Consider the following 11,763-nt stretch of genomic DNA (forward strand, 5'->3'; position numbering starts at 1 on the left):
GCCGCCAGCCCATCATCCAAGGAGACAAGCCATGCAACGCAGACAGTTCCTGACCTCGGCCGCCGCAGCCGCCGCCCTGCATGCCCATCCGGGCTTTGCACAGGCCAGGCCGCCAGCGGGCCCGGTCAAAATCCTCGTCGGCTTCTCGGCAGGCGGCGGCACGGACATCCTGGCGCGGATCGTCGCCAACCGGCTCAACCAGCTGTGGGCCATTCCCGTCATCGTCGAGAACCGGCCAGGCGCGGCGGGGCTGATTGCCGCTGCCGAGGCCGCCAGGGCCGCGCCCGATGGGCAGACGCTCATGATGGGCCACATCAACGCGCTGGGCATTGCCCCTGCGCTCAACCCCAGGCTCGGCTTCTCGCCGGAGCGGGACTTCTCCGCCATCGCCCTGGTGGGCCAGACCCCGCAGGTCCTGGTTGCCAGCCCCAAGGCTTCCGCCACCATGCAGGGCCTGCTGGCCGCATTGAAGCAAAAGCCGGGGGAGGTCAGCTTCGGCTCCTCGGGCACGGGGTCGGCCCAGCACCTTGCGCTGGCGCTGTTCGAGCAGACTGCGGCGGTGTCCGCGCTCCATATCCCGTACAAGGGCGCGTCGAACGTGATGACGGATCTGCTGGGCGGCCAGATCGACTACGCGTTCGAGGGGATGACCACGGCGGCGCCCTTCATCAAGGGCGGAAAAGTCCATGCAGTGGCTCAGACGGGCGTGAAGCGCGCCAAGGCCTTCGCGGAGATTCCCACCGTGGCGGAGCAGGGCTATTCCGGGTTCAACGCGAGCATCTGGTTCGGCCTGGTGGGCCCCGCAAGAATGCCCGCCGATCTGGTGGCTCGCATCAATGCGGACGTCAACCGCATCCTGGCCATGCCCGATGTGGTGGCCAAGCTCGAAGAGTTCGGCGCAGAGGATGGAGGGGGGACGCCGCAGCGCTTTGACGCCTTCATGCGCGATGAACGGGCGAAGTGGGCCCGGCTGATCCAGGCGCGCGGAATCAGGGTGGAGGGCTGAGGCGGGTTGCCGAGGTGGCCCGGCGCGGCCCTCAAACCGCCTCCAGAAAAGACCTCACCAGCAGGCTGTCGCTGCGCTCGCGCATGCAATAGACATAGGTGGTGGTGCTGGCCGGGTCGCCCGCGATGCGCAGCGGGCGAAAGCGCGGGTCGGGGATGAATTCGGCTTCGGACACGGCGCCCAGTCCCAGGCCGCGCGCCACGGCTTCGCGTATGGCTTCGCGGCTGCCGATCTCCAGCTCGGTGCGCGGCTGCACCCCGGCGGCCTGCAGCACGGATTCCAGCGCGGTGCGCGTGGTCGAGCCGTGCTCGCGCAGCAGCAAAGGCTGGCCCTGCAGTTCGGACAGCGCGATTTCGCTGCGCCGCGCGAAGGGATGGGCCACATGGGCGAACAGCACGATGGCGTGGCGCGCGTACTCGCGTGCCAGCAGCTCCGGGCGGTCGTAGAGGCCGGCGAGCACGGCCACGTCGGTGTCGTAGCGTTCCAGGTCGGCCAGCACCTGCTGCGAGTTGCCCATGCGGATGGACAGCTGCATGCCCGGGTGCCGTGCGCGGTAGGCGGCCACCATCTCGATCACATGGAAGGGCCCGACGGCGCCGATCTTGAGCTCGCCCTGGTGCAACTGCCCCGAGTCGCGCAGGAAGAACTCGGCCTCGGCCTCCAGCGCCATGATTTTCTGCGCCATGGGCAGCAGTCTGGCGCCTGCGCCCGTGAGCGTCATGCGGTAGCCGCGGCGGTGGAACAGCTCGATCTGGCTTTGGCGCTCCAGCGTGGCGATCTGGGTGGAGATGGTGGGCTGGCTCACGCCCAGTGCGCGGGCGGCGGCACTGAGGCTGCCGTGGTGGGCGACGGCGATGAAGGCGCGGTAGCGGGCGTTGCTCACGAAAGTCGGTATCTCAAGGTTTTGTCTATGGATGCTGTCAAAACCGATTCTGAAACTTTCACATGGCAGAAATATGTCGCTCCTAGCATTCAGCCATCCCCACCCGCCTGGCGATTTGGCCGGCGATTCACGGATCCACCGATCTGCCGATGTGCCTGACCTGATGCAAAGGAACGCTCCCATGAAGATGAACCGCAAGACCTGGCTGCGCCATGCCGGCGCCGTGCTGGCCCTGGCCGCCACCGCCGCCACCGCTACCACTGCCGCCTTTGCCCAGAGTGCCGAGCTGCGCGTGGGCCTGATCCCCTCGGAGGACGCGCAGGCCATGATCCGCGCCAGCCAGCAGGTCATGGACCAGCTGGCCACCCGCACCGGCATGAAGGTGCGGCCCTTCGTGGCCAATGACTACAACGGCGTGATCGAGGCGCTGCGCTCCAACAAGATCGACATCGCCTTCCTCGGCCCGTTCTCGTACGTGCTGGCCAGCCAGGTGGCGGGCGCCGAGGCCTTTGCGGTGGCCGTGACCAAGAAGACGGGCAAGAGCGCGTACCACAGCATGGTGATCTCCCGCAAGGACAAGGGCCCGGCCAGCGTGGCCGATCTCAAGGGCCGCAGCTTTGCCTTTGTGGACCCGACCTCGGCGTCGGGCCACCTGTTTCCCAAGGCCGGGTTGATGGCCGAGGGATTCGATGCGGACAAGGGCTTTTCGCGCGTGATCTTCTCGGGCTCGCATGACGCCAGCATCATGGCCGTGGCCAACGGCAAGGTAGATGCGGCGGCCGTGGCCGACCGCATCTTCGACTCGGCCGTGAGCAAGGGCCTGGTCAAGCGCGAGGACTTCCAGATCGTCTGGCGCTCCCAGCCCATTCCCGAGTCGCCCATGACCTGGCGCAAGAACCTGGACGCCGGCACCAAGCAGAAGGTGGCTGCGGCCCTGGCCGAGGTCAAGGACCTGCCCTGGGGCGACCAGGGTGTGCTCGACAGCTTCGCGGCCACGGATGACAAGGCCTACGACGTGGTACGCCAGACGGCCAAGGCGCTCAAGCTCGACCTCGGGAGCATGAAATGATCCGCATCCGCCAATTGCGCAAGAGCTATGGCAGCAACCATGTGCTGCATGGCATCGACCTGGATGTGCAGCCCGGCGAGTTCGTCGTCATGCTGGGCCTGTCGGGGGCCGGCAAGTCCACGCTGCTGCGCTGCATGAACGGCCTGGCCCGCGCCGACAGCGGCACGCTGGAGGTGGGCGGCATGGACCTGATGCTGGGCGGCGGCAGGCACAGCCGGCGCGAGCTGGCTCGCCATGTGGCCATGGTCTTCCAGCACCACAACCTGGTGCCGCGCCTGTCGGTGCGCAAGAACGTGCTGACCGGGCGCCTGGGCCAGACCGGCACCCTGGCCGCGGTGCTGCAGCTGTTCCGCGAAAGCGATATCCGCCTGGCCGACCAGTGCCTGGAGCGCGTGGGCCTGGCCCACAAGGCGCTGGAGCGCACCGAGGCGCTGTCGGGCGGGCAGATGCAGCGCGTGGGCATTGCCCGCGCGCTGGCCCAGCAGCCCCAGGTCATCCTGGCCGACGAGCCCGTGGCCAGCCTGGACCCCAAGACCGCGCGCAGCGTGCTGCAGTACCTGCGTGATGCCACGCGCGAGCTGGGCATTGCCGTGGTCTGCAACCTGCACCAGGTGGACTATGCGCGGGAGTTCGGCGACCGTGTGCTGGGCCTGGCCCAGGGCCGCATGGTCTTTGACGGATCGCCGCAGGCGCTGGACGAGGCCGCGCTGCAGGCCATCTACCATGCGCAGCCCACTGCAGGTCAAGGCGCAGGGCAAGACGCAGGGCAAGGAGCAGGGCAGGGCGCAGAGCCGGACACACCTCCGGGCACGGCGGCCATAGGGCCTGCCGGCCTGCATGCGCAGGCGCCGGTGCCTGCCTCGTGGATGCGGGCCAGCGCGCCCGCAGGAGGAGTGTGATGACCAGCGCCAACTCCTGGAGCCCCGAGCCGCGCGACCGCTGGCAATGGACCGCGCCGCGCCCCCACGGCGCCCTGGGCTGGACCGGCTATGCGGCTGCGGCCCTGGCCATCGCCTGGGTGCTGCACTGGAGCGCGGGCGGCGCGCAGATGAGCTGGGGCGAACTGGCGGCAGGCATGCCCCAGATCGCAGACTTCGTGGCGCGCTCCGTGCCGCCGGACTGGAGCATGCTGCCGCGCCTGATGGCGCCCGCGCTGGAGACGGTGCAGATCGCCATCTGGGGCACGCTGCTGTCCGTGGTGCTGGCGCTGCCGCTGTCCTTCATCGCGGCCAGCAACCTGCATGGCTGGCACTGGCTGCGGCGCATCACGCGGCAGTTCCTGAACGTGGTGCGCAGCATCAACGAGCTGATCCTGGCGCTGGTCTTTGTCTCGGCCGTGGGCCTGGGGCCGTTTCCCGGCGTGCTGGCCCTGGCCCTGCATGGCATGGGCATGCTGGGCAAGTTCTTCGCCGAGAGCATCGAAGAGATCGACGACGGCCCGCTGCAGGCCCTGCGCAGCGCAGGCGCCACGCAATTGCAGCTCATCGTCTTCGGCGTGATACCGCAGGCCATCACGGCCTGGATCGCGGTCGTGCTCTACCGCTTCGAGGTCAACCTGCGCTCGGCCACGGTGCTGGGCATGGTGGGCGCGGGCGGGCTGGGTTTCGAGCTGGTCGGCAGCCTCAAGCTGTTCCGCTACCAGGAGACGGCCACCTGCATCGTGGTCATCACCGTGATGGTGATCGCCGCCGATCTCGTCTCCCACTGGCTGCGCCGCCGCATCCAGCAGGGCACCCGCCATTGAGGGCTGCGCTTTTCCCGGCGCCCCCGTTTCATTCAAAGGACCGATTTGTGTGGACCTATCACAACCCCGTTGCCATCCATGCCGGCCCCGGCCGCCTGGACCGCCTGCCCGAGCTGCTGGCCGGGCGCGACTGCCTGCTGGTGACGTTTCCCGAGGCCGAATCCCTGGGCCTGGTGCAGCAGCTGCGCCAACGGCTGGGCAGCCAGCTGCGCGGCGTGGTGGACGGCATTGCGCCCAACCCCGATGTGCAGTGGCTGGCCCCGCTGTATGACCGCGTGCACCGCGAATACGCCGAGGTCCCGTGCATCGTGGCCCTGGGCGGCGGCAGCGCCATCGACTCGGCCAAGGCGCTGATGTGCGCCACGCCCACGCGGCGTTTCGGCGAGCTGTTGCAGGCCCTGGAGCAGGGGCTGGCCCTGCCGGCCGCAGGCCACAAGGCGCTGATCGCCATCCCCACCACGGCCGGCACGGGCAGCGAGGTCACGCCCTGGGCCACGATCTGGGACCAGGCCGCTGGCCGCAAGCACTCGCTGCACCAGCACTGGACCTGGCCCGAGGCCGCCATCATCGACGCGCAGCTCATGCAAAGCCTGCCGGCCGGCGCCACGCTGGCCTCGGGGCTGGATGCGCTGTCGCATGCGCTGGAGTCCATCTGGAACCGGCACCGCAATCCCGTCTCCACCACCTTGGCCGTGGGCGCCGCGCGCCGCACCCTGGCCACGCTGCCCGCGCTGATGCAGGACCTGGGCAGCCTGCCGCTGCGAAGCCGCATGGCCGAGGCCGCCCTGATGGCCGGCCTGGCCTTCTCCAACACCCGCACGGCGCTGGCGCATTCGCTGTCCTACGACATCACGCTGCGCCATGGCGTGGCCCACGGCATTGCCTGCTCGTTCAGCCTGCCACTGGTGCTGGAGATGGCCCTGGGCGCCGACGACCAGGCCGACGCGGCCCTGCTGTCCATTTTCGATGCCGCCACGGGCGAGCTGGCCGTGCAGCGCCTGCGCAACTTCCTCGAAGGCCTGGGCGTGGCCACCGATCCCGCCCACTACGGCGTGCCTGGGGATGAGTGGCAGCAGCTGCTGCAGTCGGCCGCATCCGGCCCGCGCGGGCGCAATTTCATCCGCACGCTGGAATGAACAGGCGCGCGCGGCCCTCTTCTGTTTGAACCTCTTTCCTAGTCAAAAAGCACCATGAACCACACCACCGTCTCCACCGCCGCCGCCGATCTGTCGCCGCTGCAGGCCGTCATCTTCGACTGGGCCGGCACCCTGGTCGATTTCGGCTCGCTGGCGCCCACGCAGATCTTTGTCGAGGCCTTTGCCAGCTTCGGCATCACCATCACCCTGGCTCAGGCGCGCGGCCCCATGGGCCTGTCCAAGTGGCAGCACATCCACGAGCTGCTGCAGGACGAGGGCATCCGCGCGCAATGGCACAAGGCCTTCGGCCAGCAGCCTGGCGACGCCGATGTGGATGCCATCTACGCCCGCTTCATGCCCATGCAGATCGCCAAGGTCGGTGAGTTCTCGGCACCCATCGAAGGCGCCCCCGAGCTGCTGGGCTGGCTGCGCGCGCAGGGCCTGAAGGTGGGCTCGTGCTCGGGCTATCCGCGTGAAGTCCTGAACCAGCTGCTGCCGCAGGCAGCGGCCAACGGCCTGGCTCCCGACCATGTGGTGGCCGGCGATGAAATGGCCGCAGGCGGCCGCCCCGGCCCCTTCATGGCGCTGGCCAATGTGCTGGCGCTGGGCATCGGCGACGTGCGCGCCTGCGTGAAGGTGGACGACACCGTGCCCGGCATCGAGGAAGGCCGCAACGCCGGCATGTGGACCGTGGGCCTGACCCTGTCCGGCAACGAAGTCGGCTACTCCCCCGCCGAACTGGCCGCCGCCCCCGCCGAAGAAGTGCGCGAGCGCGTGGCCCGCGCCGAGGCCAAGCTGCGCGCAGCCGGCGCCCACCACGTGATCGCCAGCGTCAAGGACCTGCCGCAGGTACTGGAGCGTATTGCGCAGGACATGCGCGCGGGGCGCATGCCTGGATGAGATGAGCCCGTTCTATTTTTTGCCTTGCGCCCAATCTTTGAAACTGGCGCGCTCCAACCCAGGGACAGCAAGCAAGGGCCGCCCCGCAGCGAGGCTGTCGTCCCCCTTTCAGGGGGAAGGCGCGAAGCGCCTCAGGGGGTACTCAACTGCTCTGCATGATGGCGCAGATGGTCATCAATGAAGCTCTGGATAAAGTAATAGCCGTGGTCGTAGCCCCCGTGGCGGCGCAGCGTCAGCGGCTGGCCGGCCTGGGCGCAGGCGGCCTCGAAGGCTTCGGGCAGCAGCTGCTTTTCGATCAGGAACTTGTCGGCCAGGCCCTGGTCCACGAGGATGCCGGCCGGGTAGGGCGCCTGGGTCTGCGCGGCCATCAGGCAACTGGCGTCATGGGCTTCCCAGGCCTTGCGGTCATCGCCCAGATAGCCTGAGAAGGCTTTCTGGCCCCAGGGGCAGTTGACGGGGTTGGCGATGGGCGCGAAGGCCGACAGGCTCTTGAAGCAGCCCGGATGGCGCAGCGCCAGCGTGAGCGCGCCGTGGCCGCCCATGGAGTGGCCGAAGATGCCCAGCCGCTGCGCGTCAATGGGCAGGCGTGCGGCGATCAGCGGCAGCAGCTCGCCCAGCAGATAGCTTTCCATGCGCCAGTGCAGCGCCCAGGGCTTGGCCGTGGCATCCAGGTAGAAGCCCGCGCCCACGCCGAAGTCCCAGGCATCGGCCTCGCCGGGCAGCCCTGCGCCGCGCGGGCTGGTGTCGGGCGCGATCAGCGCAATGCCCAGCTCGGCTGCCAGGCGCTGGGCGCCGGCCTTGGTCATGAAGGTCTCTTCGGTGCAGGTCAGCCCAGCCAGGTAGAGCACGGCGGGCACCTTCTCGCCGGCCACGGCCTTGGGCGGCAGGAAGACCGAGAACTTCATGTTCAGGCCGATCTCGGCGGAGAAATGCTCGTAGAAACGCTGTGCGCCGCCGAAGCAGGCATGGGCGTTCTTGAGTTCCAGGGGCGGCAGTGCGGACATGGTGTTCCTCAAAAAGAAAAATGCTACGGGCACCTTGGCAAGCGGTGCGTGCAGCATTCAAAGATGGGAGTTGATACGCTATACACGGTCAACGGCCCATGAAACTGGCGCTGCCCAGGCGAGAGGCGCCGAGCAAGAGCCGCCTCGCGGCGGGGGCGCCCAGCCGAGGGCGTCGTCCCCCTCCCTCGCGTAGCGAGTAGAGAGGCGCCGTGCAACGGGGGAAGGCGCGCAGCGCCTCAGGGGGAGCTTCAGTACACGACGACGGAGCGGATGGACTTGCCTTCGTGCATCAGGTCAAAAGCCTCGTTGATCTCCGGCAGGCCCATGGTGTGCGTGACGAAGGGGGCCAGCTGGATCTCGCCGCTCATGGCCTGCTCGACCATGCCGGGCAGCTCGCTGCGGCCCTTGACGCCGCCGAAGGCCGTGCCCAGCCACTTGCGGCCCGTCACCAGCTGGAAGGGGCGTGTGGAGATTTCCTGGCCCGCGCCGGCCACGCCGATGATGACCGACTGGCCCCAGCCGCGATGCGCGCATTCCAGGGCGGCACGCATCACGTTGACGTTGCCGATGCACTCGAAGCTGTGGTCCACGCCCCAGCCCGTCATCTCGACGATGACCTGCTGGATGGGCTTGTCGAAATCCTTGGGATTCACGCAGTCGGTGGCGCCGAAGGTGCGGGCCAGGTCGAACTTGGAGGGGTTGGTGTCCACAGCGATGATGCGGCCGGCCTTGGCCAGCTTGGCGCCCTGGATCACGGCCAGGCCGATGCCGCCCAGGCCGAACACGGCCACGGTGTCGCCTTCCTGGACCTTGGCGGTGTTCTTGACGGCACCCAGGCCCGTGGTCACGCCGCAGCCCAGCAGGCAGACCTGCTCGGGGTTGGCATCGGGGTGGATCTTGGCCAGCGAGACTTCGGCGACCACGGTGTATTCGCTGAAGGTGGAGCAGCCCATGTAGTGGTAGATGGGCTCGCCGTTGTACGAAAAGCGCGTGGTGCCGTCGGGCATCACGCCCTTGCCCTGGGTGGCGCGCACGGAAACGCACAGGTTGGTCTTGCCGCTCTTGCAGAACAGGCATTCGCCGCATTCTGCGGTGTACAGCGGGATCACGTGGTCGCCGGGCTTGACGCTGGTCACGCCTTCGCCGACCTCGACGACGATGCCTGCGCCTTCATGGCCGAGCACGGCGGGGAAGATGCCTTCCGGGTCGTCGCCCGACAGCGTGAACGCGTCGGTGTGGCAGACGCCGGTGTGGGTGATCTTGATCAGGACCTCGCCCTTCTTCGGGGGGGCCACGTCGATCTCGACGATCTGCAGGGGTTCTCCAGCCTTGAAGGCGACGGCGGCTTTGGATTTCATGGGCGTGTCTTTCTGTCGGGGTGGCTCAGGAACGGCAGGGCGCGCGCTCCGCGAAGCCTTGAATGTAGGCCATGGCCGGGCGGCCCGGCCGCATCATGGCCGCAGCCTCAGGTGATATGTCCGAATCTGAGGGGTGTGGCCGGCGTCGGCCGGGCCTGCTGGCCGTGGGTGCTTGCGTCTTTTCGTATAGTCCGCCCCATTCTTTCCACCCTGACCGCCTCCGAGCCCGCCGTTTCCCATGGACCACCGCCACGCCAGCGCCCACCGCATCGATCTTGTCGTCTACCCCGGCTTCAAGGCGCTGGAGGCCATAGGGCCTATGTCGGTGTTCGACTATGCCAACGTGCACCTGCGCGCGCGCGGCCAGAGCGATGGCTACGAGGTGCGCGTGGTCTCGCAGCGGCAAGGGCCCGTGCGCTCGGACACGCTGATGTCGCTGGAGGCCACGCATACGCTGGCCGGGCTGGAGGCTGCAGGCATGGGCTGCACCGTGGTCGTCGTGGGCTCGCGCCATATCGAGCAGGTGCTGGGCGGCTCGGCCGAGCTGGTCGCCTGGCTGGGCCGCGTGGCGCCGCGCGTGCAGCGGCTGATTGCGCTGTGCTCGGGCAGCTTCTTCCTGGCCGAGGCCGGTTTGCTGGACGGCCGGCGCGCGGCCACGCACTGGAGCGTGACGGCGCAACTGGCCCAGCGCCATCCGCGCGTGCAGGTCGATGCCGATGCCATCTACCTGCGCGAGGAAATCCGCGATGGCGCAGGCAGCCGCCAGCTGTGGACCTCGGCCGGCGTGACGGCCGGCATCGACCTGGCCCTGGCCGTGGTGGAGGAGGATTTCGGCCACGCGCTGGCGCTGGAGGTGGCGCGCGACCTGGTCATGTACCTCAAGCGCCCCGGCGGCCAGTCGCAGTTCAGCGTGCCGCTGGCGGCCCAGGCCGCGCAGCACGGCGGCGTGCAGGCCGTGCAGCAGTGGGTGATGGCCCATCTGGCCGATCCCCTGACCCTTGCGCAAATGGCCGAGCAGGCCCATATGAGCGAGCGCCACCTGCGCCGCGTGTTCCAGCAGGAAACCGGGCAAAGCCCCACGGCCTTTGTGGAGAGCGCGCGGCTGGAGGCGGCCAAGCAACTGCTGGAAAGCCAGGCCCATCTCCCACTCAAGACCGTGGCCGCGCGCGTGGGCCTGGGCTCGGAGCAGGCGCTGCGCCACCTGTTCGTGCGCCACCTGGGCATTACCCCGGTGGCGTATCGGGATCGCTTTGGTGGGCGAGGCGGCGCGGGCTGAACCGGAAACGCTCAGTTCTTTTTTGCGGACTCGGCTGCTTCGGCGGCCGCGGCGCGCAGCTTGTCCTTCTTGCTGGGGCGGCGGCCCTTGATGCCGCCGTTGCCGTCCTGCGCCACCGGAGGCGGTGGCACGGGCTCGGTGGGCTCGAAGCCCGGCAACTGCTCCAGTTCAAGGTCCAGCTGGTTGCGCTTGCAGATCAGCGCCCAGTGCGCCTGGTCGGCCGGCGTCACGAAGCTGATGGCCGTGCCGTCCTCGCCCGCGCGGCCCGTGCGGCCGATGCGGTGCACATAGTCGGTGGCCGAGCGTGGCAGGTCGTAGTTGACGACCAGGGGCAGCTGGGTGATGTCGATGCCGCGCGCCGCCAGGTCGGTGGTGATCATCACCTGCCAGCGCTTGGCCTTGAAGTCGGCCAGCGCTTCCTTGCGTGCGCCCTGGCTCAGGTCGCCATGGAAGGCCGTGGCGAAGATGCCGGCCTTGTAGAGCTTTTCAGCCACCAGTTCGGCCGTGTGGCGCGTGGCCACGAAGACCAGGGCACGTTCGAGCGTGACAGGGTCGGTGCCCGCAGCGGTGTCGCCCTGCACCAGCTGGCGCAGCAATTGCGTGCGGCGCGCGCGGTCCACGGCAATGGCGCGCTGGGTGATGCTTTGCGGGCTGGCGGCATCCTGGCCTTCGGCGGCATCGACGCGGGCCTGAACGGGATCGTGCAGCAGGCCCGTGGCCAGCGATTGCACGGCATCGGGATAGGTGGCCGAGAACAGCAGGGTCTGGCGTTGCTTCGGCAGCAGGGCCAGCACGCGCTGCAGCTCTTCCTGAAAGCCCAGGTCCAGCAGGCGGTCGGCCTCGTCCAGCACCAGGTGGCGCACGGCGGACAGGCGCACTGCGTTGTGCTCCACCAGGTCCAGCAGGCGGCCCGGCGTGGCCACCAGGAAGTCGGCACTGCCGCGCAGCATCATCATCTGCGGGTTGATGGACACGCCGCCATAGACCACGCCGATGCGCGGTGGCTGCTTGAGCGCGCGGCCCAGGTCGGACAGCGTCTCGCCGACCTGCTGGGCCAGCTCGCGCGTGGGCACCACGATCAGCGTGGTCAGGGTTCGCACAAAGCCCCCCTGGGCACCCTGGGCCTTGCCGCCATCCATCCAGCGCTGCAGCAGCGGCAGCAGGTAGGCGGCCGTCTTGCCCGAGCCCGTGGGCGCACAGGCCCAGAGGTCGCGGCCCGCAAGCACGGGGGCGATGGACTGGGTCTGTATGGGCGTGGGATCGACCAGGCCCAGGTCTTGGAGGCTGGAGACCAGCGCCGGGCTCAGGCCGAGGGAGGCAAAGTTCATGGTGTGCAGGGAGTGGCTGGGGCCGGAACCCCGGCGCAAGAAAGGGCCGGCCACGAGGG

11 protein-coding genes are annotated in these 11,763 nt (G+C 68.8%); 7 read left to right on the forward strand and 4 right to left on the reverse strand.

All coding sequences use genetic code 11. The features are described from left to right. Window positions 1-31: 31 nt before the first annotated feature. Entirely contained in the window at window positions 32-1,006 is a 975-nt protein-coding gene (locus JHD82_RS02380) for a tripartite tricarboxylate transporter substrate binding protein (RefSeq protein ID WP_199135309.1), read from the forward strand. A 31-nt stretch (window positions 1,007-1,037) separates the two neighbouring features. Here the strand turns inward: JHD82_RS02380 and JHD82_RS02385 are convergent, their stop codons facing one another. After that, entirely contained in the window at window positions 1,038-1,889 is an 852-nt protein-coding gene (locus tag JHD82_RS02385) for a LysR substrate-binding domain-containing protein (RefSeq protein WP_013803446.1), read from the reverse strand. A 181-nt stretch (window positions 1,890-2,070) separates the two neighbouring features. Here JHD82_RS02385 and phnD point away from each other — a divergent pair, with 181 nt between their 5' ends. The 5 genes from phnD to phnX are packed head-to-tail and all read left to right on the forward strand — an operon-like array spanning window position 2,071 to window position 6,738. After that, window positions 2,071-2,958 carry a phosphonate ABC transporter substrate-binding protein gene (gene phnD / locus JHD82_RS02390; RefSeq protein ID WP_199135310.1) on the forward strand — a complete coding sequence of 296 codons (888 nt, stop codon included), beginning with the start codon at window positions 2,071-2,073 and terminating at the stop codon, window positions 2,956-2,958. After that, complete coding sequence (phnC, locus tag JHD82_RS02395; RefSeq protein ID WP_199135311.1) at window positions 2,955-3,857, forward strand: phosphonate ABC transporter ATP-binding protein; 903 nt, start codon at window positions 2,955-2,957, stop codon at window positions 3,855-3,857. The genes phnD and phnC overlap by 4 nt, the downstream gene beginning before the upstream one ends. Continuing rightward, window positions 3,857-4,702: a phosphonate ABC transporter, permease protein PhnE gene (phnE, locus tag JHD82_RS02400; protein WP_013803443.1), complete on the forward strand. Its 846-nt coding sequence runs from the start codon at window positions 3,857-3,859 to the stop codon at window positions 4,700-4,702. The genes phnC and phnE overlap by 1 nt, the downstream gene beginning before the upstream one ends. A gap of 47 nt (window positions 4,703-4,749) precedes the next feature. Then, window positions 4,750-5,838 carry an iron-containing alcohol dehydrogenase PsrA gene (gene psrA, locus JHD82_RS02405; protein ID WP_012204331.1) on the forward strand — a complete coding sequence of 363 codons (1,089 nt, stop codon included), beginning with the start codon at window positions 4,750-4,752 and terminating at the stop codon, window positions 5,836-5,838. Between the two features lie 54 nt (window positions 5,839-5,892). After that, window positions 5,893-6,738, forward strand: coding sequence for a phosphonoacetaldehyde hydrolase (phnX, locus tag JHD82_RS02410; RefSeq protein WP_012204332.1), 846 nt, complete (start codon window positions 5,893-5,895; stop codon window positions 6,736-6,738). A 131-nt stretch (window positions 6,739-6,869) separates the two neighbouring features. On the opposite strand, the gene fghA is transcribed toward phnX, so the two are convergent. Beyond that, window positions 6,870-7,742, reverse strand: a complete 873-nt coding sequence (fghA, locus tag JHD82_RS02415) for an S-formylglutathione hydrolase (protein WP_269848127.1) — start codon at window positions 7,740-7,742, stop codon at window positions 6,870-6,872. Between the two features lie 248 nt (window positions 7,743-7,990). After that, window positions 7,991-9,100 (reverse strand): S-(hydroxymethyl)glutathione dehydrogenase/class III alcohol dehydrogenase, encoded by a 1,110-nt coding sequence (locus JHD82_RS02420; protein WP_012204334.1) that lies wholly within the window; start codon window positions 9,098-9,100, stop codon window positions 7,991-7,993. 238 nt (window positions 9,101-9,338) lie between these two features. Here JHD82_RS02420 and JHD82_RS02425 point away from each other — a divergent pair, with 238 nt between their 5' ends. Then, a complete protein-coding gene (locus JHD82_RS02425) occupies window positions 9,339-10,376 on the forward strand; it encodes a GlxA family transcriptional regulator (protein ID WP_199135312.1) in 1,038 nt (345 codons plus the stop codon). A gap of 11 nt (window positions 10,377-10,387) precedes the next feature. Here the strand turns inward: JHD82_RS02425 and JHD82_RS02430 are convergent, their stop codons facing one another. Beyond that, complete coding sequence (locus JHD82_RS02430; protein ID WP_199135313.1) at window positions 10,388-11,704, reverse strand: DEAD/DEAH box helicase; 1,317 nt, start codon at window positions 11,702-11,704, stop codon at window positions 10,388-10,390. Between the last annotated feature and the right edge of the window lie 59 nt (window positions 11,705-11,763).

It is taken from the genome of Delftia sp. ASV31 (assembly GCF_016428765.1).
Taxonomy (GTDB): Bacteria; Pseudomonadota; Gammaproteobacteria; order Burkholderiales; family Burkholderiaceae_C; genus Comamonas; species Comamonas acidovorans.

What these genes read in the sequence shown, in the direction of transcription:
- JHD82_RS02380 (WP_199135309.1), top strand. Translation starts at nt 32, where the DNA reads ATGCAACGCAGACAGTTCCTGACCTCGGCCGCCGCAGCCGCCGCCCTG.
- phnD (WP_199135310.1), top strand. Translation starts at nt 2,071, where the DNA reads ATGAAGATGAACCGCAAGACCTGGCTGCGCCATGCCGGCGCCGTGCTG.
- phnC (WP_199135311.1), top strand. Translation starts at nt 2,955, where the DNA reads ATGATCCGCATCCGCCAATTGCGCAAGAGCTATGGCAGCAACCATGTG.
- phnE (WP_013803443.1), top strand. Translation starts at nt 3,857, where the DNA reads ATGACCAGCGCCAACTCCTGGAGCCCCGAGCCGCGCGACCGCTGGCAA.
- phnX (WP_012204332.1), top strand. Translation starts at nt 5,893, where the DNA reads ATGAACCACACCACCGTCTCCACCGCCGCCGCCGATCTGTCGCCGCTG.
- fghA (WP_269848127.1), bottom strand. Translation starts at nt 7,742, where the DNA reads ATGTCCGCACTGCCGCCCCTGGAACTCAAGAACGCCCATGCCTGCTTC.
- JHD82_RS02420 (WP_012204334.1), bottom strand. Translation starts at nt 9,100, where the DNA reads ATGAAATCCAAAGCCGCCGTCGCCTTCAAGGCTGGAGAACCCCTGCAG.
- JHD82_RS02425 (WP_199135312.1), top strand. Translation starts at nt 9,339, where the DNA reads ATGGACCACCGCCACGCCAGCGCCCACCGCATCGATCTTGTCGTCTAC.
- JHD82_RS02430 (WP_199135313.1), bottom strand. Translation starts at nt 11,704, where the DNA reads ATGAACTTTGCCTCCCTCGGCCTGAGCCCGGCGCTGGTCTCCAGCCTC.